Here is a 24,338-nt window from a genome sequence, read left to right on the forward strand (position 1 = left end):
ATGACAAAGTACCATGTAGCGTTGTGCTTGCGTTTCATAAGGAGCGAAACCAGCTTTCATCTCGCTCCTATATAATCGGTGTTCTACTTGTTTTTGTTATCAACCAAAACAGCTAGCAGAATAACAACGGCTTTTGCAATCATTTGGTAGTAAGACGAGACGTCAAGCAGGTTCAGTGCGTTGTTCAGGAAACCAATAATCAGAGCACCGATTAATGTACCCATGATTCGACCGCGCCCACCCATCAAGCTCGTTCCGCCTAATACCACCGCTGCGATGGCATCAAGTTCATAGCCCATTCCAGCTGTAGGTTGCGCTGACGACAGACGTGAGGTGACAATAATGCCAGCCAATGCCGCCAACAAACCACAAATTGCATACACGCCGATTTTTACTTTATCGACATTAATACCTGATAGGCGAGTCGCCGATTCATTGCCACCAAGTGCGTAAACATAACGACCAAAACGTGTGTGGTTTAACAAATACCAAACCGAAGCGAATACCAATACCATAAGCCATACTGGTACTGGAATACCTAGAGCATAACCCGTCCCAAACCAAGCGAAGGCATCTGCTGTCTCCGTGAAGCCCGTAGAAATTGGGCGTCCGTCGGTATACACCATTGTGACACCACGTAACAACGTCATGGTCACCAAGGTGGCAATAAATGCTTGTACTTTACCTTTCGCGATAATAATGCCACTGATCGCGCCCAATGCAGCACCTGCAACAAGCGCCGTTGGTACCGCTATCATCACCGGCACTTCCAACCCAACTAGGCTAGCGGCAAACGCGCCACATAGGGCCAACACAGAACCGACGCTTAAGTCGATACCCGCTGTCAGAATGACCAAGGTCATACCAACCGCAATAATGGCATTAACCGATGTTTGACGAAGGATATTGAGTATATTGTCGACGGTAAAAAAGTTTGGATTGAGAAAAGACACCACTACAATAAGAAAAATCAACGCTATCAGTGACTTTTGCTCAATTAGCCATTCCTTATTGAATAGCGTCGTCTTCTTTTCTGTTGTTACACTTATTGTTTTGTTGCTCATGCTGCTTCCTCGTTAACCTTTTTACCCACCGCACACGCCAATAGTTTTTCTTGGTTGGCTTCGTTTGCCATAAATTCGCCACTTACGCGACCTTCGTGCATGACCATAATTCGATCGCTCATTCCAAGCACTTCGGGCATTTCCGATGACACTAAAATGATGCTCATGCCATCAGCCTTAAACTTATTGATCAGCTGATAAATTTCTTTTTTCGCCCCGACATCCACACCTCGAGTCGGTTCATCAAGGATAAGGACTTTAGGCTTAGTCATTAACCCTTTAGCGATCGCCACTTTTTGCTGATTACCTCCAGATAAGTTACCAATGATCTGGTTTCTAGACGGCGTTTTGATATTGAATAACTTAATGAAATCTTCCACAGCGATAACCTCATCACCATGTTGAAGCTGTAAGCCGTTCGACAATGTCTCTAATGTACAGAGCGACATATTGTCTTTCACCGATAAACCCAGCACTAAGCCGTCGCCTTTTCTGTCTTCAGAAATATACGCGATACCGTTGGCTAACCCTTCCTGAGGGCTATTGGGATTAATCGTTTTTCCATAAAGTGACACATCGCCAGCTTCTCTTTTCAGTGCACCATAAACGATTTTCATTAGTTCTGTGCGACCAGCGCCCATTAAACCAGACACGCCTAAAATTTCGCCTTGATCAACATGGAAGCTCACATCAGTGACGCCAAGACCGGAAACACCTTTGACTTCTAGGCTACGCTTACCGTGCACAGCATGAATACGTGGGTATTGCTCATCGAGCTTTCGACCAACCATCATTTCAATCAAGGCGTCTTCGTTTGTGTCCGCGACGACAGTTTGACCAATGAACTTGCCATCTCTCAAGACGGTAATATCATCACAAATTTCAAAAATTTCTTTCAATCGGTGAGAAATATAAACAATGCCGCACCCTTGCTGACGCAATTCATTAATCACATTAAACAGTGACGCCGTTTCGGTATCCGTTAATGCATCCGTCGGCTCATCCATGATGATAACCTTCGACTTAAATGACAGTGCTTTAGCAATTTCGACCATCTGCTGCTCACCAAGGCTGAGCGCACCAAGCAATGTTTTTGAGCTATGTTTTACATTTAAGCGTGATAACAAAGCATCCGCATCTGAATACATTTCGCTCCACATAATGCGACCAAATGCGTTGGTTTTTTCACGTCCAAGGTAAATGTTCTCAGCAATCGTGAGTTCCGGAATTAAATTTAACTCCTGATGAATAATGCTGATGCCAGCTTGTTGAGAATCTCTCGGACCTGCAAATGAAACCTCTTGGTCTTGATAACGTAATTCACCAGCATCTTTGGCATAAATGCCTGTCAGTACTTTCATCAGCGTCGATTTACCAGCACCATTCTCGCCAAGAAGTGCCATGACTTTACCTGGATACACGTTTAGGCTCGCCTTATCTAAGGCTTTGACACCCGGAAAGGCTTTTTCTATCTCACTAAGTTGTAGTATGGGTTGCAACATAGGGCTGTCCTGCTCGCACATAATTTTTTGGTCTAAAACACAACACCAGATTGAAAGATCACGTTAGCATACGGTGTGCATTCGCCTGTACGCACTACTGCTTTGGAGTCTTGCGTTCTTACTTTGAATTCTTCATGAGACACATACGTGACTGAAATCGGTTTGTGAGTTGCTTTTGCTTCAGCGTCTATCAGATCCATTAATGCATCGTGAGCTGCTGGAGACACACGTTTAAATTCTTCCGCCAGTAGCACACCTTCGATTTGAGCTTCAGATAAGTAAACTTTGACCGTTTGCAGAAATGAAGGCACACCTAACGTTAGGGCGAGATCAATTCGCAGAGTTTCTTCTGGGATAGGTAAACCCGCATCGCAAATAGTGACTTCATCAGTATGCCCAAGGGTGGAAACTAAATATGAAAGCTCAGAATTGATTAGTGCACTTTTTTTCATTTTTGTACCTGCTCGGTTCTTTAGGTCATCGATGAACATCTAAACTAAAATTATCGCCATCGATACGTTTCGATGGCGGTAATCCTAGCGCTTATATTCAAAATTTCGAGCAAGTACTGAAGTAAATGTGATCATTATCACCACATCGAAACGTATCGATGCCTTAAACGTGAATAGTTTCAAATTGTGAATATCAAGTTTTTGGCAGGATAACTAAATAAGAAATGATATCGCTAGGCGCTGTATTGCATAAGTGTGGAAATGTATTCCCCAGAAGCAAAGTGACAGCCTATCGCTTTTAATGACGAGAGCTGTTCGTCGGTTTCCACTCCCTCGGCAATGGTGTCTATGTTAAGTAAGTTTGCTAGACCTACAATGGCTTTAGCGACCTGCTCAACGGATTCATCCTCGGCGATTTCTGTTGTAAGCAGTGCACTAATTTTAATTTTTTGAATCGGTAAATCACGAAGATCTGAGATTGAGATATGACCCATACCAAAATCCGCTACAGTGATTTGACAGCCGTGTTCTACAAGCTGATACAGTTCATCCACACTGCGCTTTTTAGATAAGGATTCTTCAAACACTTCCAAGATTAGGCAATCCGCTGGTAGATTATAACGTTGAAGTATATGAACGATTTCATCCACAAATGAGCCATGCCCAAAGTTTCTCGATGACACTTTGACGGCGACTTTCCGTAACGCACCGACGGAGGCATATTTACAGGCTTGCTCAATAGTAAATAGGTTCAACTTTCGGATGAGTTGGCTTTCTTCTGCAATTGGGATAAATTCAAAACGATTTACCTCACCAAAGACTTGATCATGCCACGTCAAGCGGCTTTTAAAGCTGACCACTTCATGATTTGCGAGATCGACAACTGGCATAAAAGCCACTTCTAAACGATGCTGCTCTATGGCCTCAGAGAGTCTTTGTGCAAGGGCTTTTTTCCTGCCCCACTGCTCACCCATCTCTTCTGTATAACACAGCCAATTCGCCTGGCACTGTTTTGCACGGTACATTGCCAAATCGGCTTGTTTTAACAACAGACTTGATTCGATATTTTTTGATGACTTAGTGGTAATACCAATAGCAGCAGAACCGCGTTCATACTTGTTGCCGATTTCTATATAGGCGATAGCGTCAATGAGTCGCTGTGCGAATTTAGCGGCAACGTCACCATTGCACGAAGGGATCAAAACAACAAATTCATCACCACCGAGCCTAGCCACAATACCCTGTTCACCAATTACGGATTTAAAGCGTCTCGCCACCGCCTGTAAGAACAGGTCTCCGTAATCATGACCTTTGCTGTCATTGATTGACTTAAATTCATTAAGATCGATGAGTAATAATGAGTATGCATCTAATGAGTGCGGATTCACACTGAGAAAACGTTGTAATTCCTCAAAGAAAGAAGTGCGGTTCGGTAGGCGAGTCAACGTGTCGAAGTAAGCCAAATCACTTAATTTATCTGTGGTATCTTTTTCTAAAGTAATATCGCGTTTGACCGCAATATAATACGTTTCACCTTGGTGTGTGAAAGGACTAATTTGCGCCTTCTCTATAAATAGATCGCCATTCTTTTTACGGTTAATGAGCTCACCGTACCATGAGTTCCCACTGCAAAGCGCAGACCACATTTCGCGATAAGTGTCAGGGCTAGTTTTTCCCGACTTTAAAACACTTGGGTTGCGATTGGCGACATCTTCTGCAGAATAGCCCGTTAACTGATAAAACTGGTCATTAGCGTACTTGATGCTCGCCTTAGCATCGGTGATCAAAATTGCCGCGGCGCAACTTTGCATCGCGTTCGCAATCAAACCGAACGACAATTCCAGAGCTGTATTTGGCGACATATGATCCACTAATGATAAACCCAATAATACTAATCGCTACATCATAAATATTTATGGAATTAACATCAAATAAAACGTCAAATTTTCGTTGGCGAAATAACAATTTTTTGACGCTTCTGTTTATCATAATCAAATTACCTGCAACACAATAGAGCAATTAAGCCAACCAGGATTAACGATCAATAATTAAATGCTATAAGTGACACTTTCATTCATTGTTATTAATTTCTTTGATCACTTTACATGGATTGCCTACTGCCAACTTGTTGCTTGGGATGTCTTTCGTGACGACACTCCCTGCGCCAATAACTGTGTTGTCGCCAATAGTAACACCCGGGCAAATGATGGCCCCACCACCGATCCATACATTATTGCCAATTTTAATTGGCAAGCCGAATTCCACGCCATCATCCACACGGGCCTTAGCCTCCAATGGATGACCCGCCGTGTATATTTGAACGTTTGGAGCCAAAAGCACGTTATCGCCTATTTCAACGCGATTAACATCAAGGATCACACAGTTAAAATTCGCGTAAAAGTTGTTTCCAACTTGAATATTACTGCCATAATCACACCTAAATGGAGGCTCAAGATACAACCCTCCCCCATTTTTCTCAATGAGAGCTTCTTTAGCCTCATTCCATTGCGGTGAGTCTGGAATGCTATCATTAAGTTGCTTAAGAATTTCTCGGCACCTTATTCTCGCTTGATACAACTCCGTGTCCCAAGCAAGGTAAGGCTCTCCCGCAAGCATTTTTTGTTTTTCTGTTTTCATCACTGATCCAACATTTAAAGACCTCTGCTTTTGCAGAAATCCATCGCTAATAAAAAATCGCCGGGAAATACTCCCTTGGTGCATATAATCCACGCAACAGCGCTAACTTTATCTTGTCACCAGTATCTTATGGGCTAAGAATTAAAAAGGGAATATTGATGTGTTGTTAGATATGTCAGCGACTGTAAGTCGCTCTATGGGCTCGAACAAGCCTTTTGGATAGAAAGCGACTTAAGCGCCACCAGTAGCGCGTCAATCGTACACCTTACGCTCGCGGTATTTTGCCCAGTAATAAGCCGGTCATCAATTTCCACATGCGGTTGGTTATTCTCGGCTTTGCTATACAAAGCTTCGCATCGCACCAATTCATCTTCAACAAAAAATGGAATAGCGTCAGCTCTGTTACCTGCTAATTCCTCACCGTTACTGTAGCCTGTCACTCTTCTTCCAGCCAAAATAGACGTATCGTCTTCTCGAGTGACATGAATTAATGCACCTGATGCATGACCAAACGCACAAATATATTTATCAGCGCTATAAAAATCATCAAGTAACGTGACCGAGTCAGGATCACAGGTAAGATCCCACAATGCTCCATAGCCACCACACACAATAACAGCGTCATACTCTGCACAATCAATCTGAACAATTCGCTTCGATGAAGCCAATAACTTCATCAACGCTCCCCGATCAACCGATAATTGACCATCATTAACTTCAGCCTCAAGATCATATAAAGGGTCAATCGGTGGCATATCACCTTTGACCGAACACGCCGTTACATCAACATCGTAAGCGTCAAGAGCAGCGTAACAAATGGCAAGTTGCACTAAATCGACGCCGGTCATTTCTTTAGTAAATCCTAAATTCCCATGAGATGTGACCATCAACAGTACTTTATACGATGCCATTGTTTTCATTCCTTAGTGTCGATGACTTAATCCTAGTGAATCCGTGCTATTTTTCAAAAAAAAGAGAAGCCTGATGGCTTCTCGATATAATGACATTATGAGCTTAATGCGAGTGTTGGCGTAATGCTAATATTAGGTTAATGCTACGCAAGTAACCCCATGAAATAGGGAATGATGAGAGCGTTAGCTAAATCGATAAAGAATGCACACACTAAAGGAACGACGATAAAGGCCTGATGAGAGTTTCCATATTTTTGAGCTACCGCAGACATATTCGCCATCGCAGTGGGTGTTGAGCCAAGAGAAATCCCACCAAAACCAGAACAAATGACCGCTGCATCGTAGTTCTTGCCCATCGCTGGAAAAATAATCAGCAAGTTAACTAGGATAGCAACAATAAATTGAGCGCCTAATATAGCAAAAATAGGACCAGCAAGATCAACCAACGTCCAAAGCTGCATACTCATCAGTGACATTGCCAAAAACGCACCCAAGGAAATATCCGCTATCAGCGCAATAGAAGGTTTATTTGCAGGCCATCGAGTTCCCGTAATTCGCGGATAGCTATGAGGCACTAAATTCGAGAGAATAATACCAGCGAATAAACAAGTGACGAAAAGCGGTAGTTGCAGCCCTAGATGTTCAACCCCTTCATTTAAGAAAAAACCAACAATAATACAAGTATGGATGGCAAGCATCGCATCGAGAAAATCATAAGAGGTGATTTTAGTATCTGAGGCCGAGTCTGATACACCGACATCCATCGCGTCTTCTTGAGAAGGTTTAAGGTCATATCTCTTGATGAGAAACTTAGCAATCGGCCCACCCATTAAACTCGCCAAAATCAAACCAAACGTTGCACTAGCAATCCCTATTTCCATTGCCGTATCTAGCCCAAACTGTTCTTGTATTTTGGGTGCCCACGCTATCGCGGTTCCGTGCCCACCAATCAAGGAAACCGTTCCGCTAAGAAGGCCAGCGATAGGTTCAAGTCCAAAGGCTGTAGCGACCGTAATACCGGTAATATTCTGAACAAGCATATACCCAATAGTAATCACCAACAGAATAATGAGGGGCTTCCCGCCTTTCATTAGATCACCTAGGCTGGCATTAATTCCAATGGTGGTAAAGAAGTACACGAGTAACACGTCTCGCGCCATTAAGTCAAAGTTAACCTCAATGGAAGTGGCCATATGTAATAAAGCAAAAAGAACCGAGAAAACAATACCGCCTGAAACAGGCTCTGGGATACTAAATTCTTTTAAAAATCCAACCACCTGATTGAGCCGCCTACCAACAAAAAGGACAATGATCCCCATTGTTACCGCCAAAAATGAATCAATATGCACCACGCCATTTTCAATAATCATAATTCTTACTTCCTGTTAGAAACATGTTACCGAATAGCATGCCTGTGTTTGTCGCTCTATCCAACTCTTTTTATTCAATTTTTTCACGAGTCATCCTATTGCGCGAACGGCGCTCTCGGCCCCATATACCTTTTTGGGGGCGCTCAACATCATCAAAAAAATGAGTTTAGTATCCCAATTGCTTGATACGAACCAGTGCTTGATACGAACCAGTTTTTGATTCGAGCTAATGTTTGATACCAGCCCGTATTACACGTACTGCTGCCATCACCGTTGGTTCAACAGCCGACACCAAAGCACCATGGCCCCCTTAGGATGCACATGGCGATAATTTCAACTCACTGTTCTACCCGTTCACCGATACGTAGTGCGACTCAGACTTTTATGCCACATAGCATAAGCAAAATGGTCTCAAGCTCCGCCCAAGGCAGTAATTGACTGTCAATCACTTCAATTCGAGACTCATAGCCTTGCAATGAAATTTCATTAACCGTTACCACTTGATTCGACACATTAAAGGCATAGCAGCCCTTAGTCGTGTTCACTACGGCTTTTACCCGCTCGGCGGTTAAATCGCTCAACATAGAAAATAATTGGTCAAAATCAAATAAATGCTCTGCCCCTACAATCCAACCACAACTAAAGTACCCTTGACCTTTATTTTCTCGGCGTATATATGCCTGTTCTGGCGGTAACTCAAACACTGGTTCCATGTCACTATGGTCATGTAACTGCTGTTCTCGCTCATTCTGAATGGTTGAAGTTAACGCTTCTCTTCGTTCGATATCAAGCAACTCTATAGGCAAGTTACCCTGTTTAACCAGCTGGTGATAAATGAGTGCTGGCTCTTGTACGCTAACCCAATCATTGAAGGTATCGATATCTTCTGAGCTACACTGATCAACTTTATTACCAATCACCACATCCGCCGCGGCGAGTTGGTCATTAAAGTTATTATTAGAGAGATATTTTGTGTCAGATAAATTTCTTGGATCCACCAAGGTGATGGTCGCACGCAGATCGACGTAATTTAGATACTGTTCCGACGTTAAGGTTTTTATCACTTGTTTAGGGTGACCAAGGCCTGTCGGTTCAATAATCAAACGATCTGGTTTTTGACGCAGCAACGCATTAATACCGACCGACATTGGGACTCCAGCAGTGCAGCACATACAGCCACCTGGAACTTCTTTAATCATTGCCCCGCCGTCGGCAAGCATCGCCCCATCAATTCCTACTTCACCAAACTCGTTCACGAGTACGGCCCAATGCTCATTGGCGGGTTTGTTTTTAAGTAAGTTAAGAATCGTCGTTGTTTTTCCTACACCGAGAAAGCCGGTAATAATATTGGTAGGCACTTGAAGTGGCATACAGAATCCAATGAATTGAAATAATGCATTTAGTATAAACGGTTTTCTGCGCTATCACAGAGTGCGCTATTTGAAAATTCACTTCAAATGGTCAACAAAACACCAATTATATGAATACGTTAAAAAAGCGCAGATGATAAACGACAAAAGGCGCACTTTGCGTGCGCCTCGACCCTCGTTACTCAATCGTGAGTTTGCGAATCTCTAAGCCATACGAGATGCTGAGATCATTTACGAGGCAGTAGTATGTGTAACATTTCACATCCAAATTGTACGTAGGGGCTTCAAATCCTCCGTGCTTGTCGAATACATACCCTACGCTTTAACTATGGACCATAATCCTCTAATTACAAGTTTGCCACACGTTTATTTATGTCTAACTGGTCACGCTTTCTAAGCGCACTAATATTGCAATACTACTTTGCAAACTTGTCACTGTTTGTCTATTTCAGAACTCGTATAATTTCGGTTCTAAATCCCCCGTCAAATAGAAAAGGCCCACACTTTTATGACCAAGAGAGAAAAATTTAAGCAGTCACTGCTCGTCAGAGTACCTAGAGAAACCATTAATCAGTTTCTGTCTAGGGATAAGACGCCGGTTTCTGTGCTTTTTCTTTCCTGTATTGTGGGTATATTAGCTGGATTTGTTGGCACATTGTTTGAGCTTGGTGTTCATTTCGTCACTGACACCCGTACTGAATGGTTAAAGGACGAGATCGGCTCAGTACTCCCTCTGTGGGCTTCTGCCTTTATCATCAGCGCCGCATTGGCATTTATCGGCTATTTCCTTGTCCACAAATTCGCACCAGAAGCCGCTGGTTCTGGCATTCCAGAAATCGAAGGCGCAATGGATAACATACGACCAGTACGTTGGTGGCGAGTGCTACCGGTTAAATTCTTTGGTGGCCTAGGAGCACTCGGCTCAGGTATGGTTTTAGGACGGGAGGGACCGACCGTACAGATGGGCGGCAATATTGGTCGTATGGTTACCGATATATTTAGAGTGAAAGATGACGATAGCCGACATACTCTTCTCGCATCAGGGGCGGCTGGCGGCTTAGCTGCGGCGTTCAATGCACCACTCGCGGGTATTATGTTTGTCGTTGAAGAAATGCGCCCCCACTTTCGTTACTCATTAATCTCAATCAAAGCGGTGCTGATTTCTGCTGTTGCTGCCACTATCGTTTTTCGTTCTATCAATGGACAGGGCGCGGTAATCAGCATGCCGCAGTATGACTCACCAAGTATGCAAGTATTATGGTTGTTCCTAGTACTCGGTGCACTCTTTGGTATTTTTGGTGTTGCCTTCAATCGACTCGTCACTCTCTTTCAAGATTTGTTTGTTAAACTGCATAAAAATGATCTAAAGCGTTTCCTATTAACAGGTTCTGTCATTGGGGGTATTTTTGGGCTTTTACTGCTCTACGTACCTGAGTTAACAGGCGGTGGGATTGGCTTAATACCTGAAATCACCAATGGGGATTTTGGCGCAGGATTTCTGTTCATTCTCTTTATTGGCCGTGTATTTACCACACTTATTTGCTTTGGCTCTGGCGCTCCCGGAGGTATTTTTGCCCCTATGCTTGCACTGGGCACTTCTTTTGGTTATGCATTTGGGCTAATGGCACAGCTTATCTTTCCTGATCTCCCTATTGAGCCCGGTGTTTTCGCTATTGCAGGAATGGGGGCGTTGTTCTCTGCCACGGTACGTGCCCCTATCACTGGTATCCTATTAGTCATTGAAATGACCAATAACTATTACCTTATTCTCCCACTAATTATTACCGCTTTGGGGGCAACAATCATTGCTCAAATGCTTGGTGGTCAGCCCATTTATAGTCAGCTCCTTCACCGCACATTAAAGAATACTAAATTGAAACAAGAGGATCTGCCAAGTCGAGAAAACTAGGGCGCAATTTCAAATGAATTGAGATACAATCAGACGGCTAGACTTCTAGTGCTTAACTATCGGCGCTGGCAGTATTCACTTAAATAATCATAGGGAACTGATTAGGTGACGATGTATATAGCTGCTCTAAAACGACTGACTCAGTTTCATAATGTTCCAACCTCACAGGCCTCATTAGCCCTTGGTATTATAGGGCTTGGACATGCTTGGGCGTTGTACTTGCCTAATGTAGGCAAACAAATACAACCGATTCTGGCGAGTATTGGTGCCCTGCTTCTGCTCCCGGTTTTATTAAAATACCTTTTAAATAAGCATATTTTTTCAGCGGATATAAAAAACTCAATTACTGGTAGCTTAATGGCACCAATGAGTATGGCGTTACTTATTCTTTGTGATTACTTAGCATTAATATTGCCACTTATTGCATATCCTTTGTGGTTTGCAGCTTTAACCCTTCATCTCTCACTCGCCGTTTTATTTTTCTTCTATCAATTACGCAGTTTTAAAATTGCAAATATTGTCCCAAGTTGGTTCCTATATCCAGTTGGCTTAATTAGTAGCTCACTCGCAGGTACTCAGTTTGGACATACTGTATATTCTGAGACCATTGCGAGTGTCTGTATTGGCATTTACTTTTTTATGCTACCGCTAGTTCTATATCGCCTCGTTTTTGAAGGCATGCTAAAGAAACGGGCAAGACCAACCATTGCAATTATGGCAGCCCCAATCAATCTCACATTAGCTGCCTACCTAGTGAACTTTGATGAGCCTGATCCGATCCTGACTGGAGCGCTTGCAGGCATCGCTATCACCATGACTCTAATGATATATTTATGTTACTTCCGGCTTCTTAAACTCAAGTTTCAACCCTCTATTGCTGCGATTACTTTCCCCTCCGTTATTAGCTCGATCGCCATGCATAGACTCACCGCCTTTTTCGAGGTTGAGTACCCTCAATGGCACTGGCTTCATAAGTTTGGGTTTCTTGAGCTCACTATTGCTACGTTTGCAGTCATTTGGGTAAGTGTGGGGTTTATTGCTATGTATTGGCCTGAGTTAAAATACTCGAACAAAAAATGACTTTTTTATCAGTAATGAGGCCCAAACGATAAGTCCCACTTTGCCTAGACCCCCAACAGGTATAAGTAAAATTAATATATTAATATAAGTTATAGTTCATTCTGCAAGTATCACCAAAGAATAAGTATTTGGGTGGTGACAGTCATTCTATTATCGGCAATAAATAAGTGCATCGGCCGACATATAATTTCAATTACTCAGAGAATACTGTTATGCATTTAACTCAGATTAAAAAGGCTCTCCCTGACTTTATTACCCAAAAACATGATTTTTTCATAGAAGATCGTATTCATTCTAATGCCGATAAAAAACCGATTATCTGTGGCATGCAACCAAAGGCGGGTGATGTCGTCATGCAGACTAACGATTACCTGAGTCTCAATAGCAATGAAACCATAAAAAATGCACATATTCGTGCCATTCAAGAAAACGACGAAAGCCTATTAATGTCCGGTGTTTTTTTGCTCGGTAGCGATAAAAATCCAGCGTTTGAAACTAAACTAGCACAACTTACTGGATTTGAAAGTTGCCTGGTATCCCAGTCAGGATGGACAGCAAACGTCAATTTGCTACAAGCGATTTGTAATAAAGACACCAATGTATATATAGACTTTTTTGCCCATGCGTCCCTTTGGGAAGGGGCGAGAATCGCGGGCGCTAAGCTGCACCCATTTATGCACAACAACACTCGCCACCTAGCGAGACAGATAAAGCGTAATGGCCCTGGGATCATCTTAGTCGATTCGATATATAGCACCACTGGTACTATCGCGCCATTGGTCGATCTTGTGTCTATCTCTTATGAACAAGAGTGTGCGTTAGTCGTTGACGAGTCCCACTCTCTTGGAACACACGGTCCAAAAGGCGCGGGATTAGTGGCAGAACTCGGCCTCACCGCCCACGTCGACTTTATTACTGCTAGCTTGGCTAAAACGTTTTCGTACCGCGCTGGCGCAATACTTGCTAATAAGAAAACCGCTTACTGCATTCCAATGGTGGCCTACCCTGCTATTTTTAGTTCAGCAATGCTTCCTTATGAAATGAAGCGATTAGATACGACATTAGACGTCATTGTAAAATCAGATGAACGCCGTGCAACGCTACAAAGCAGCGCAGAGTACTTAAATCGAGCGCTACGAAAAATTGGTTTTGATATTCGTAGTGAGTCTCAAATATTTGGACTCGATACCGGCGATGCACCAAATACATTAAAAATTCGTAATTTCTTTGAGAGTCACGGAATTTTTGGTTCCATATTCTGCCCACCCGCCACACCTAATGGTAAGCATATATTGAGGTTCTCGATTAATGCAGAGCACACGAGAGAAGAGCTAGACCGTGTTATCCATGTTTGTCAGCAAGCGTGGGACAACCCTGAATTGATCTTTGACTAACGGTTGAACGTGACTAAAAAGGGCCGTTACAGAACCTAAAAAAGTCTTGTTTACAGCAATGTCTAACCGAAGCGCGAGACTAGTCACGGGCACTTAGTATGCGCTGGCTCGTCCTCTTCTAGTCAAACTACTCGTCCTCTTTTAGTCAAACGAATAGCGCCGTTAGTCAATACTGACCAACGGCGTGGTAAATTTATCGATAGGTTGTCAATTTATTGCGAGTATGATGAGGCATTAATGACGCTTGTTTCACTAGATCCAAGAAGCGACTTTATCGATTAGCTCATCTTTTGGCGTGGGCTTAACAATATAATCGTTCATTCCAAACTCGTTGATTTTGATGATGGTTTCTTCACTTTTATCTCCGGTGTAACCCACGATTGGAATGGACGCATACTCTTCGTTAGAGTCTCTAATCATCCGAGTTGTCGTCAAACCATCAAGTACTGGCATCTCGATATCCATTAATATTAGGTCAACCGACTCTTGCTTTAGCTTATCCAAAGCAACCTGACCATTCTCAGCCTGCAAAACGTGCAATCCTTGCTTTTCTAACATGATCGATGTGATAGAGCGAAGGGAGTGATTATCATCAACGATCATGACCGTTCTTTGAGTCGAGATTTCATTATACGCCGGTAAACTTTCAACTTGTTTGAGCTGATCAAACATCAGGTAGTCCAACGAGTTAGCCGTCTGTTCAAAAAACTGTTGCCACTCGAACAACTCTATCGCGACATAACGTTGAAAATATAAATTTCTCGTGTCCATCGGATCATGTAGAAATGCTATCCTCGCTTCAGTAAAAGACAGTTTACCTTCTAATCGAGACATAAACGCCCAACCTTGGCGATCAAGCCTGCCATCGATTACGATAAGGTTATACTCAAACTGATGCTCTTCGTACTCAGATGCCTCTTCCATTGATACCGTCTTGAGTGCCAGTTCAGTTTGGCTGCTCACTTCACTCAGTTTTTCCTGAATCAACGAATGCGCTTGGCCGATATATAGTAGAGATTTTGATTTCATTAACTCGCGCTTAATATGAGTAATTTTATTGGAAGTATAATGCGGAAACTGAAGTTCAAACTCAGTCCATTTTCCTTGGGTAGAGCGACATTTTATTTTGCCGCCAAACGAGGTCATCACCTTTTTACAAAATGATAGTCCCAATCCAAATGTGCCATTTTTCCCTGTTGTGTAGAAATCTTCAAAGATATTCTTAATCAATTCAGGCTCAATCCCTAAGCCAGTATCTTTAACTAACAAACTATACCCATCACTGGTTTTCTTTGAGCGTATAGTAATACTAAACTTGCCAGTTCCACGATGGCGAAACGCATTTTTAAGCAAATTATAAACCACGTACTTTAGTAGTGTATCACTACCTAAATACTCAAAGTCTTCATCAATCTCTATATGAACCGCTCTACGCTCTGATTCATTTTTGTACGCGTAGCTTGTCACCGCGTTTTCTAAGACCAATTTGGCACGATGCTTACAAAACGTCGATGTTGATACTCTGTTTTTATCAATCGATGTTAACAACAAATCAATGGTTTCATTACCAGCCCAGATGACCTTCATTGAATCATCAATAATGTCATTCATGGTCTGTATTTCTTGTGCATTAAGGTGATAAGAATGTCGATAAGAAGAATTACTGTTTGGTACCACAGAGCGCATCACTTCAAACGATGATAACAACGCACTTAACGGGTTCCTCATTTCGTGGGCTATCCCAGCACCAAACGATTTAGCAATGGAGACTTTAGCTTCATGCTCTGTTTGGTTTCGAAAATAGAATAAATTGCCGAAAACATAAGTAAAGCCAAATATCGGGATGAAGCTGGCTTTATGCGCTAATTCAATGGTGCCGTTAGACGCAAAATACGCCGCCCCCCCAGCCAATACTAGCGATATCACGACCTGCATAAACATCACACGTGTATCGTGAACCAATAAAATATGAATAAAAATCGACGACATGAAGGACAATACCCACACATCAGACCAATTATTCATCAACATCATGTAGAAAAAGAAAAACGGTAAACAAAGCCCAATTGCAAATAGATAATAATGGGGAAGATACCTCTTCAAGTATCTTGGAAGCGAATGACGAAAAGCCAGCAACAATGCCGATGCACTACAAAAAAGTCTTAACCACACGTTCTCGTATGGCTGAGGAAATAGAAATTCCCATACCCAATAATACAACGGGTAGCCTAACCCGCCCATTATCACCACTAGAAATAGGTTCGGCTCTGCATAGTTATAGATTTTTTGAAGTCTACTCATCCAACTCGTCCAAGAGACTGAGGTTAGCGCAACTGGCGAGATTCACGTTTCAAACCCATTGCTTAGAGAAATATGCCAACTCTGTCTTATAATTTTCTTCGATTATCAATAGTATGGCTGAAAACGGATAGTAAATACAACAACGCCTTCATATCTCGAAGGCGTTGTTGTGAAATTAGTCGTGGGCGAGTGAATGAACATCACATTATCGCAAACCATGTAAGAATTCATGACGCGTTGCTGGGATAGATTTAAATATTCCCCCTAATGCCGTTGTAGTGGTTTCACTGGTTGCATCCATGACCCCACGCGATTTAACGCAATAGTGCACCGCGTCGATAGTAACTGCGACATCATCCGTTTCAAGTAGCGTTTGCAACGCCACTAAAATTTGTTGCGTCATTCGTTCCTGTACTTGAGGGCGTTGAGCGAAGAACCTAACAATACGATTGATTTTAGACAACCCGATAATTTTACCACGTGGAATATACGCCACAGCGGCCTTACCATCTATGGTGACAAGATGATGCTCACAGGTACTCGTGACCGTAATATCTTTCACACGCACCATTTCACTGACATTCATTTTATTTTCAATGACGGTAATTTTAGGAAAACGCTCGTAGTCTAAACCTGAAAAAATTTCATCTACGTACATTTTTGCAATACGTTGTGGCGTTTCCATTAAGCTATCATCAGCTAAATCGAGTTGCAGTAACGTAAGAATTTCCCGCATATGATGTTCAATGCGTTCTTTTTTTTCTTCTCGACTGACAGTGTTTGGCAACATTGGTGTCTCTAACCCGCGCTTCGAGAGAGCTTCCTTGACCAATTGTGCTGATTCGCTTAATTCTGACATTTGCATACCTCTTACTAGTCCCGCAAGGGACGACAGGATACTCGGAATCCATTTGAATTACACCCCCATTTTATCGTTAGTTTTGTCGTACCGCCCTTCTTTACTTAGGGGCTACAGGCCAAAAATATGATAAAGTTAGCCTGATATTTGCAATGAATTAGGAATACATATTTTATGGGTTGTTGCGACGCTCCGGGCTTAATGCCAATAGAAGAAGCATTATCAAAAATGCTCACACCGATCAAACCAATTACAGACATCATTGAACGCTCGCTTCCTGAAGCATTAGGATTTGTCCTAGCCGAAGATTTACGCTCCCCGATGAATGTGCCACCTTTTGACAACTCAGCGATGGACGGATATGCCGTTCGTATTGCCGATTTAGAGCAAAGTACAACATTGCCACTTGCAGGCAAGTCCTTTGCGGGTCAGCCATTTGAAGGTATATGGCCCGAGACAACCTGTATCCGAATTATGACTGGGGCAAAAATTCCTACCGGTTGTGATGCCGTGATCATGCAAGAAAATACGCAGGTCAACGGTAATGCCATTACTTTCAATCAAGATCATATCAAGCACAATATGAACATTCGTCCAACCGGCGATGACATAGAGCAAGGGAACGTCGTACTGGCACAAGGTGCTCGCCTAACGGCTCGTGATATTCCGATGATTGCGACACTCGGCTTTAGCCACATCAAGGTATTCAGAAAACCAAAAGTAGCCTTTTTCTCAACGGGTGATGAACTCAGACCGCTGGGTAGTCAACTGCAAGATGGTCAGATATACGATAGCAATCGCTATGGTATCAAGCCTCTTATTGATAATTTTGGCTGCGAAGCCATTGATCTTGGGATTGTCCCAGACTGCCAAGAAACACTGCGCAACACCTTTATTAGCGCTCAACAAGAGGCCGATGTTGTCATTACCTCTGGCGGTGTTAGTGTTGGTGAGGCCGATTACACCAAAGACATCCTTGAAGAACTAGGGCAAATTGGCTTTTGGAAACTCGCAATCAAACCAGGCAAACCCTTTGCTTTTGGTGAACTTGACCATGCATGGTTTTGTGGACTCCCGGGTAACCCGGTATCTGCTGTCTTAACCATGTATGTTTTAGTGCAACCCCTCATTGCAAAACTGGCTGGACATACACAATGGAAGGCACCCGAGTCAATCCCTACGATCACTAAAACCGCATTTAAAAAAGGCCCTGGACGCACCGACTACCAACGTGGTGTTTACTCCATTGTAGATGGCAAGTTTGAAGTAGAATCAACGGGCAACCAAAGTTCCGGTGCGTTCCGTTCAATGAGCTTGGCAAACTGCTTTGTTGTTCTTGAGCAAGACCGAGGAAATGTGTCGGTTGGAGAGACAGTGCAAATCCAACTTCTCAATTCAACACTTTATTGAGGTGGACGTTGTGGATATTCTCTCCGACAAGGAAATGCTTCGCTACAACCGTCAAATCATCTTGAAGAACTTCGACTTTGAAGGGCAAGAAGCGCTTAAACAGTCATCAATCTTGATGATCGGTGCAGGTGGGTTGGGCTGTGCTGCCAGTCAATATTTAATCGCGGCAGGTATTGGTCAGTTAACTGTCGTTGATGACGATAACGTTGAACTCTCTAATTTGCAGCGCCAGATACTCCACACTGATGGCGATATTGGCACGGCAAAGGTTGAGTCAGCGAAGGCATCCCTGCAAGCACTCAACCCCAATGCTAAGATTATTGCTATTCCAGAACGTCTAGGTGATTTAGCGTTATCTGACTTAATACAACAGCACTCACTGGTCCTTGATGCCACTGATAACGTTGATACACGAAATCAACTCAATCGGCTTTGCTTTGAATCGAAAATACCTCTTGTTTGTGGTGCCGCTATTCGAATGGAAGGACAAATATCAGTATTTACCTATGACGACGACCAACTCCCCTGTTATCAGTGTTTAAGTGCGCTGTTTGGAGAAACGTCACTGTCGTGCGTAGAGGCTGGTGTCATGTCACCCGTTGTTGGCATCATCGGTGCAATGCAAGCCTTAGAAGCGATCAAAGTCATTGCGAACTATGGTCAAGTTAAAAAAGGTAAACTATTGTTATTCGATGCATTGACCCTAACTTGGCGCGAACTGGGCCTACCTAAATCCCCAGCCTGCCCAACTTGTCGCTAATGTGTTAAATAGACTCGCCCCCCTCGGTTTAGCATACCATCAGTATTGCTAGACCGACTTTGATGTTGATGACTGTGTAGATTTGACCATGTTAACGCTTAGAAACGCGTGTTTGGCCCTTAGCTTTCCGCGTTACTTTATCTTTGGATCTTAAGGAGGACAATTTGAAATCTTTAAAAGCCGCTTTTATCGTTCTAGGCGCAGGTCTTAGTCTATTGGTCGCTCTTCTTTGGTTTCCTCTAACGCATTCGGTCGCCACAATACAGGGGCAAGTAATCAGTCAAACACTGACACAGTCTTTAGATGGCAATCGTCATTATTTAACCGTTGAACTACCCGATAAATCGACAGTAAGAATCACGACTGATCCCGCACGTCGTTGCCAAATAGGTACACTTGCCACTTTGGATCAATTGCAAAGCCCACTCTCCTCGACAAGCACCTATCAATTGGTTTCTTGTCAGCAGCAATAAAAGGAAAATGCTATGACACTGCCACTGGTCACGCCCACATGGTTATATGAAAAACTGGGTGAAGATGACTCGCTTGTGATTTTAGATGCCAGTATTGAATTCCAGATTCCAATGGAACCAACAAAGGACAACGACGGGGTAATTCCGCAATCTCAGCGCTTTGACTATGACAACGTTTTTTGTGACGCTAGCAGCCCCCTGCCGCATATGATGCCGCCAGAATTGATATTTAACCAATTGGTCTCACAACTTGGCATCACCCCAACCTCGACGATTGTGGTGTATGACAACTCAGGCACATTTGCCTCTCCTCGCGCTTGGTGGATGCTAAAAGCACTTGGGTTAGAGCATGTCTATGTCTTATCCGGTGGACTCCCTGCATGGAAAGCACATCAATACCCCGTTGATACCGCATTTGTTACCCCACAGCCGAGTAAGCTAGAGCAGCCTGTGGATCACAATCGATTTCTTAACTCGGAGCAAGTGTTAGCCATCTCCAATGACCTTTCTCGAACCATTGTCGACGCTCGCTCGCGTGCAAGATTTAACGGCGAGGTAAAAGAGCCTAGAGAAGGCATACGCAGTGGACACATCCCTTCTTCTGTTTGTTTGCCATTTTTAGAGCTCATGCGAAATGGCACATTAAAGCCCATTAGTGAGCTTCAATCATTATTCTCTTCTATTAATGACGATAAGAACACACCACTAGTATTTAGCTGCGGCTCTGGTGTCACCGCTTGCATTTTGGCGCTTGGCGCCTCGATGTGTGGGTATAACAACCTTGCTGTTTATGACGGCTCTTGGACTGAGTGGGGACAGCGACATGACTTACCAATCGAATGCTAATCACGCATTAGCGGTATGAATTGAGCGTCAGTCAGCCCCTTAATAAACATGCGTTAATCCGTTATAAACCGGTGGCTGTGGTAACGCAGCCATTTACCCGTAAGATTCACCTGTTTATAAATCGATAATTTATCGTATACTAACGACATGATAAGATTTTGTTATGGATTAACTCGTGGTAAACACTACTTGGCTACATACTTTTAGAACACTCGTCGAAGTCGGTCACTTTACTCAAACAGCAGAAAAGCTATTCATGACTCAACCCGGAGTCAGCCAACACATAAAAAAACTAGAGCATGATTTGGGCTCTGAGCTTCTTCGCCGTGAAGGAAAAACCTTCGAACTGACTGAGCAGGGGCACATCGTCTATGAGTACGCGGTAAACCTGGCCAAGCATGAACATATGCTAAAAGAACAGCTCAGTTTCGATGACCCACATCAAGGTGCTTTTCACATTGCAGCGCCCGGAGCTATTGCTACCGCTATCTACCCTGAACTTATTTCTCTGCAAACCAAATACCGCGGGCTATCAACACACCTAGAGGCTGGTCCCAACAGAAAAATCATTCAAGATGTCCTTTCAGGGAACGCTGATATAGGCATTGTTACCTACATGCCTAACCAATCTGAACTCACGTGTGAATCCATTGGACGTTTAGAAATTAGCCTTGTGATGCCAAAAGCCTATGTGCCGAGCGCGAGTATTTTGAGTGATATTGAATCTTTGGGCGTCGTCGCCCACCCAGATGCACAGCATTATTTTGAGAAGTTTTTTGAACATAGCGGTGACAAAGCACTGCAAGACTTGGACTGGTCCAAGTTGACTAAAGTGACTTATATCAACCAATTGAGCCAAATTCTTCAACCGGTTGCTATGGGGATTGGGTTAACCGTGTTGCCTAAAGTTGCGATCAATCACTCGGCGTATCAAAATCAAGTGAGCGTTACGCCAACCCCAAACGTTATCAGCGAGCCTCTTTATCTCATCAAAAAGAAACGAAGGGAACTACCGGCACGTTATCAAGCGTTATTAAACATACTCAAAGGTTGGGCGTTTTCTTGAGTCGCTGATAGCGCATAGGTTTGCTGGACGATACACATAGAGCGCCATAAATTGGATGGCCTATCGCTGAATCAATGAATCAGCGATATAGCCAGTACTCATCAAGTTTGGTGGGTTTGACTACCTTCTATATTTCTCATCTGCTCATCAAGGTTCAAGACCGTCAGTGCATTACTCACGCTTGTTGCGATAACATCGATAACGCCAGTTCTGAGTGCTCCAAGCAACGCCATAGGTTTACTATTTTCCGATGCAATAGCAATCACTTCAGAGATCATTCTGTACTCTTCCAACCCTAAACCGATTACGCGATCGCTCATGACGGTATTCGCAGCCCGACCTTGGATATCAAAAAAGTCATAGCCTGCAAAATCACCGACAACGCCTTGGTGAAGCCGTGACTGAACCACTTCATCAGCCGTAAACCACCCTAAATCTACCATATAGCTATTTTCACTCATGTCACCGACACCAACGAGTGCCATATCGGCTTTACGTGCTAAATCCAGTGTTTGCTTAATGGTCGCATTTTGCATAAAGGCGAGCTTTTGCTCCTTATTCTCTGCATAGGCAGGCGCATAGAGCGTTTCCGATGAGCCGCCATAGATTTTCGCTAACTGCCGACAAATATGATCGGCATTAAAAAGACCGCCTCTCGGGTGAATACCGCCGATACCACACACAAACTTACAAGCGCGTGGACTGATGACACCAGTATGATGGGCAACTGCGGATACATTGCGCCCCTGCCCAACCGTGACCACCATGCCCGTCTTCAATGTTTGCGCAAGATAGTTTGATACTAAACCCGCAACTTGATTGCGTTGTGACTGCCCATCCGGCTGGTCTAAGGCAATCAATGCCCGCTTGATGCCAAAACGCTCCATCAGTCGTTGCTCTATTTTAGCGCTATATACTGGGTGATATTTTACTGTAATGTCGACAATGCCTTCGTCTCGTGCTTGTTTCAGGAGGCGCCCGATTTTTGCGCGAGACACCCCAAACTTTTTTGAAATTTCTTCTTGAGTTGCACCATCTTGATAATATGCCACTGCGATTTCAGTGAGTACGTCTGCACTTGTTTCTGAATTATCCATACACTTAGCTCTATTTTCGAGCCTGCTCTACCGCAAACAGGCATACATTGGTTCACACACTGAACATATGTATGAGCATACGACATTCGTGACATTTGCTCAATTGCATTACAATATCTCAGCCTATTTTGTGAGCTAGTCGAGGATAACCACGCCTTTACTGGTGCTAGCCAATCTACAAAAGTGCGCTACCGTTATCAAAAACCGAAAGTAATCGGATGAATGAGCAATTTACCAGGTATATTTTATTGACTTTCAGCCTACATGAGTTAAATATGAATCAACATTTACTCACGAGCCAAACACATGCTCACGCATGAATGCTCGCTGATTAGGATTCTGTTCAGTAGCCAACACACGTGCTACTGATGTCGCCCTTTTATTATGAGACGACCTTGCCTCAACTATAGGAACGTACCGATGAGCAATAAATTAGCGCAACTACGCAAACTGACGACTGTCGTCGCCGATACTGGTGACATCGAAGCCATTCGTAAATACCAACCAGAAGATGCAACGACTAACCCTTCTCTCATTTTGAAAGCAGCACAAATTGCTGAGTATGCGCCTCTTATCGATCAAGCCATCGAGTACGCGAAAGGTCAAAGCCAAGACAAAAACCAGCAACTTCTAGATGCTGGCGATATGCTTGCAGTGAGCATTGGTAAAGAGATCCTGAGTACTATCCCGGGTCGCATCTCAACAGAAGTGGATGCTCGTCTTTCTTACGACACAGAAGGCAGCATTACTAAAGCACGCAAGCTTATTAAGATGTATAACGATGCCGGTATTTCTAATGACCGCATCCTAATTAAACTTGCGTCAACATGGGAAGGTATTCGCGCAGCTGAAGTGCTAGAAAAAGAAGGCATTAACTGTAACCTAACGCTTCTTTTCTCATTCGCACAAGCGCGTGCATGTGCGGAAGCCGGCGTCTTCTTAATTTCACCATTTGTTGGTCGTATTATGGACTGGTACAAAGCGAAAGAAGGTCGTGATTTCGACGCACAAGAAGATCCAGGCGTTGTATCGGTCACCTCTATCTACAACTACTATAAAGAGTATGGTTACAACACAGTCGTCATGGGGGCGAGCTTCCGTAACATCGGTGAGATCCTAGAGCTAGCTGGCTGTGATCGTCTAACCATTAGCCCTAACCTACTGCAAGAACTAGAAGAAGCAGAAGGCGAAGTCGTTGAGAAGCTGATCGATTCTAAAGGCCAAGCAGCACGTCCTGCCGCTATGAGTCACGCTGAATTCCTTTGGGATCATAACCAAGACCCAATGGCGATTGAAAAGCTAGCAGAAGGCATTCGCAACTTCGCTATCGACCAAGGTAAGCTTGAAGAGATGCTTGCAGCAAAACTATAACCCAATTCAAAAAGGCACTGATAACAGGTGCCTTTTTTATTACCATTTATAAATTTTGGAAGACACCATGAATCGTAAACAACTCGCTAATGCTATTCGAGCTCTAAGCATGGACGGCGTACAACAAGCCAACTCTGGTCACCCTGGCGCACCTATGGGTATGGCTGATATCGCCGAAGTACTTTGGCGTTCACACCTAAACCACAACCCGTCTAACCCAGAGTGGGCTGACCGCGACCGTTTTATCTTATCTAACGGTCACGGCTCTATGCTGATTTACTCTCTGCTTCATCTAGCAGGTTACGAGCTTTCAATCGATGATCTGAAAAACTTTCGTCAACTCCACTCTAAAACACCAGGCCACCCTGAGTACGGCTACGCACCAGGTATCGAGACAACAACCGGTCCTTTAGGGCAAGGCATCACGAATGCCGTTGGTATGGCGATGGCAGAAAAAGCGCTCGCC

20 protein-coding genes and 1 pseudogene are annotated in these 24,338 nt (G+C 43.5%); 10 read left to right on the forward strand and 11 right to left on the reverse strand.

Annotated elements, in window-relative coordinates:
• Nucleotides 1-83: 83 nt before the first annotated feature.
• The 8 genes from rbsC to MD535_RS21140 all read right to left on the reverse strand — a co-directional run bounded on the left by rbsC (nucleotide 84) and on the right by MD535_RS21140 (nucleotide 9,306).
• A complete protein-coding gene (gene rbsC, locus MD535_RS21105) occupies nucleotides 84-1,064 on the reverse strand; it encodes a ribose ABC transporter permease (protein ID WP_265677002.1) in 981 nt (326 codons plus the stop codon).
• Nucleotides 1,061-2,566 (reverse strand): ribose ABC transporter ATP-binding protein RbsA, encoded by a 1,506-nt coding sequence (rbsA, locus tag MD535_RS21110; RefSeq protein WP_265677003.1) that lies wholly within the window; start codon nucleotides 2,564-2,566, stop codon nucleotides 1,061-1,063. The genes rbsC and rbsA overlap by 4 nt, the downstream gene beginning before the upstream one ends.
• A gap of 32 nt (nucleotides 2,567-2,598) precedes the next feature.
• Nucleotides 2,599-3,018, reverse strand: a complete 420-nt coding sequence (rbsD, locus tag MD535_RS21115) for a D-ribose pyranase (protein WP_265677004.1) — start codon at nucleotides 3,016-3,018, stop codon at nucleotides 2,599-2,601.
• A gap of 233 nt (nucleotides 3,019-3,251) precedes the next feature.
• Nucleotides 3,252-4,880, reverse strand: coding sequence for a sensor domain-containing protein (locus tag MD535_RS21120; RefSeq protein ID WP_265677005.1), 1,629 nt, complete (start codon nucleotides 4,878-4,880; stop codon nucleotides 3,252-3,254).
• A 208-nt stretch (nucleotides 4,881-5,088) separates the two neighbouring features.
• Complete coding sequence (locus MD535_RS21125) at nucleotides 5,089-5,655, reverse strand: sugar O-acetyltransferase (protein WP_265677006.1); 567 nt, start codon at nucleotides 5,653-5,655, stop codon at nucleotides 5,089-5,091.
• A gap of 194 nt (nucleotides 5,656-5,849) precedes the next feature.
• The gene (locus MD535_RS21130) at nucleotides 5,850-6,566 is read right to left on the reverse strand and encodes a type 1 glutamine amidotransferase domain-containing protein (RefSeq protein ID WP_265677007.1); all 717 of its coding nucleotides are present in this window, start codon (nucleotides 6,564-6,566) and stop codon (nucleotides 5,850-5,852) included.
• 143 nt (nucleotides 6,567-6,709) lie between these two features.
• Nucleotides 6,710-7,936 (reverse strand): sodium/glutamate symporter, encoded by a 1,227-nt coding sequence (gene gltS / locus MD535_RS21135; RefSeq protein ID WP_265677008.1) that lies wholly within the window; start codon nucleotides 7,934-7,936, stop codon nucleotides 6,710-6,712.
• Nucleotides 7,937-8,310: 374 nt separating this feature from the next.
• Complete coding sequence (locus tag MD535_RS21140; protein ID WP_265677009.1) at nucleotides 8,311-9,306, reverse strand: CobW family GTP-binding protein; 996 nt, start codon at nucleotides 9,304-9,306, stop codon at nucleotides 8,311-8,313.
• 508 nt (nucleotides 9,307-9,814) lie between these two features.
• On the opposite strand from MD535_RS21140, the gene clcA reads away from it, so the two are divergent.
• The 3 genes from clcA (at nucleotide 9,815) to cqsA (ending at nucleotide 13,689) form a co-directional block, all read left to right on the forward strand.
• Complete coding sequence (clcA, locus tag MD535_RS21145) at nucleotides 9,815-11,215, forward strand: H(+)/Cl(-) exchange transporter ClcA (RefSeq protein WP_265677010.1); 1,401 nt, start codon at nucleotides 9,815-9,817, stop codon at nucleotides 11,213-11,215.
• Nucleotides 11,216-11,326: 111 nt separating this feature from the next.
• A complete protein-coding gene (locus tag MD535_RS21150) occupies nucleotides 11,327-12,295 on the forward strand; it encodes a TDT family transporter (RefSeq protein WP_265677025.1) in 969 nt (322 codons plus the stop codon).
• 212 nt (nucleotides 12,296-12,507) lie between these two features.
• A complete protein-coding gene (gene cqsA / locus MD535_RS21155; protein WP_265677011.1) occupies nucleotides 12,508-13,689 on the forward strand; it encodes an alpha-hydroxyketone-type quorum-sensing autoinducer synthase in 1,182 nt (393 codons plus the stop codon).
• A gap of 252 nt (nucleotides 13,690-13,941) precedes the next feature.
• On the opposite strand, the gene MD535_RS21160 is transcribed toward cqsA, so the two are convergent.
• Together MD535_RS21160 and folE are read right to left on the reverse strand one after the other, a co-directional pair.
• Nucleotides 13,942-15,990, reverse strand: coding sequence for a hybrid sensor histidine kinase/response regulator (locus MD535_RS21160; RefSeq protein ID WP_265677012.1), 2,049 nt, complete (start codon nucleotides 15,988-15,990; stop codon nucleotides 13,942-13,944).
• A 205-nt stretch (nucleotides 15,991-16,195) separates the two neighbouring features.
• Nucleotides 16,196-16,849 (reverse strand): GTP cyclohydrolase I FolE, encoded by a 654-nt coding sequence (gene folE, locus MD535_RS21165; protein ID WP_250616004.1) that lies wholly within the window; start codon nucleotides 16,847-16,849, stop codon nucleotides 16,196-16,198.
• Nucleotides 16,850-17,023: 174 nt separating this feature from the next.
• Here folE and moeA point away from each other — a divergent pair, with 174 nt between their 5' ends.
• The 5 genes from moeA (at nucleotide 17,024) to MD535_RS21190 (ending at nucleotide 21,404) form a co-directional block, all read left to right on the forward strand.
• On the forward strand, nucleotides 17,024-18,259 hold the full coding sequence (gene moeA, locus MD535_RS21170; protein WP_265677013.1) for a molybdopterin molybdotransferase MoeA: 1,236 nt from the start codon (nucleotides 17,024-17,026) through the stop codon (nucleotides 18,257-18,259).
• Between the two features lie 10 nt (nucleotides 18,260-18,269).
• Complete coding sequence (gene moeB, locus MD535_RS21175; RefSeq protein WP_265677014.1) at nucleotides 18,270-19,019, forward strand: molybdopterin-synthase adenylyltransferase MoeB; 750 nt, start codon at nucleotides 18,270-18,272, stop codon at nucleotides 19,017-19,019.
• A gap of 164 nt (nucleotides 19,020-19,183) precedes the next feature.
• Nucleotides 19,184-19,492, forward strand: a complete 309-nt coding sequence (locus MD535_RS21180) for a hypothetical protein (protein WP_265677016.1) — start codon at nucleotides 19,184-19,186, stop codon at nucleotides 19,490-19,492.
• A gap of 12 nt (nucleotides 19,493-19,504) precedes the next feature.
• Nucleotides 19,505-20,338 (forward strand): sulfurtransferase, encoded by an 834-nt coding sequence (locus MD535_RS21185; protein ID WP_265677017.1) that lies wholly within the window; start codon nucleotides 19,505-19,507, stop codon nucleotides 20,336-20,338.
• Nucleotides 20,339-20,513: 175 nt separating this feature from the next.
• Nucleotides 20,514-21,404, forward strand: coding sequence for a LysR family transcriptional regulator (locus tag MD535_RS21190; protein ID WP_265677018.1), 891 nt, complete (start codon nucleotides 20,514-20,516; stop codon nucleotides 21,402-21,404).
• Nucleotides 21,405-21,505: 101 nt separating this feature from the next.
• Here the strand turns inward: MD535_RS21190 and MD535_RS21195 are convergent, their stop codons facing one another.
• The gene (locus tag MD535_RS21195; RefSeq protein ID WP_265677019.1) at nucleotides 21,506-22,501 is read right to left on the reverse strand and encodes a sugar-binding transcriptional regulator; all 996 of its coding nucleotides are present in this window, start codon (nucleotides 22,499-22,501) and stop codon (nucleotides 21,506-21,508) included.
• A gap of 420 nt (nucleotides 22,502-22,921) precedes the next feature.
• Here MD535_RS21195 and tal point away from each other — a divergent pair, with 420 nt between their 5' ends.
• Complete coding sequence (tal, locus tag MD535_RS21200) at nucleotides 22,922-23,872, forward strand: transaldolase (RefSeq protein ID WP_265677020.1); 951 nt, start codon at nucleotides 22,922-22,924, stop codon at nucleotides 23,870-23,872.
• Nucleotides 23,873-23,939: 67 nt separating this feature from the next.
• Nucleotides 23,940-24,338: pseudogene (locus MD535_RS21205) on the forward strand (transketolase); the annotation flags it as partial.

Source organism: Vibrio qingdaonensis, assembly GCF_026191675.1.
In the GTDB taxonomy this organism is placed as follows: domain Bacteria; phylum Pseudomonadota; class Gammaproteobacteria; order Enterobacterales; family Vibrionaceae; genus Vibrio; species Vibrio qingdaonensis.

Coding starts and splice junctions, on each gene's coding strand:
- MD535_RS21125 (WP_265677006.1), bottom strand. CDS start 5,655: ATGAAAACAGAAAAACAAAAAATGCTTGCGGGAGAGCCTTACCTTGCT.
- MD535_RS21150 (WP_265677025.1), top strand. CDS start 11,327: ATGTATATAGCTGCTCTAAAACGACTGACTCAGTTTCATAATGTTCCA.
- cqsA (WP_265677011.1), top strand. CDS start 12,508: ATGCATTTAACTCAGATTAAAAAGGCTCTCCCTGACTTTATTACCCAA.
- moeA (WP_265677013.1), top strand. CDS start 17,024: ATGGGTTGTTGCGACGCTCCGGGCTTAATGCCAATAGAAGAAGCATTA.
- rbsD (WP_265677004.1), bottom strand. CDS start 3,018: ATGAAAAAAAGTGCACTAATCAATTCTGAGCTTTCATATTTAGTTTCC.
- rbsA (WP_265677003.1), bottom strand. CDS start 2,566: ATGTTGCAACCCATACTACAACTTAGTGAGATAGAAAAAGCCTTTCCG.
- folE (WP_250616004.1), bottom strand. CDS start 16,849: ATGTCAGAATTAAGCGAATCAGCACAATTGGTCAAGGAAGCTCTCTCG.
- MD535_RS21185 (WP_265677017.1), top strand. CDS start 19,505: ATGACACTGCCACTGGTCACGCCCACATGGTTATATGAAAAACTGGGT.
- rbsC (WP_265677002.1), bottom strand. CDS start 1,064: ATGAGCAACAAAACAATAAGTGTAACAACAGAAAAGAAGACGACGCTA.
- MD535_RS21120 (WP_265677005.1), bottom strand. CDS start 4,880: ATGTCGCCAAATACAGCTCTGGAATTGTCGTTCGGTTTGATTGCGAAC.
- MD535_RS21195 (WP_265677019.1), bottom strand. CDS start 22,501: ATGGATAATTCAGAAACAAGTGCAGACGTACTCACTGAAATCGCAGTG.
- MD535_RS21130 (WP_265677007.1), bottom strand. CDS start 6,566: ATGGCATCGTATAAAGTACTGTTGATGGTCACATCTCATGGGAATTTA.
- MD535_RS21160 (WP_265677012.1), bottom strand. CDS start 15,990: ATGAGTAGACTTCAAAAAATCTATAACTATGCAGAGCCGAACCTATTT.
- gltS (WP_265677008.1), bottom strand. CDS start 7,936: ATGATTATTGAAAATGGCGTGGTGCATATTGATTCATTTTTGGCGGTA.
- MD535_RS21140 (WP_265677009.1), bottom strand. CDS start 9,306: ATGCCACTTCAAGTGCCTACCAATATTATTACCGGCTTTCTCGGTGTA.
- tal (WP_265677020.1), top strand. CDS start 22,922: ATGAGCAATAAATTAGCGCAACTACGCAAACTGACGACTGTCGTCGCC.
- clcA (WP_265677010.1), top strand. CDS start 9,815: ATGACCAAGAGAGAAAAATTTAAGCAGTCACTGCTCGTCAGAGTACCT.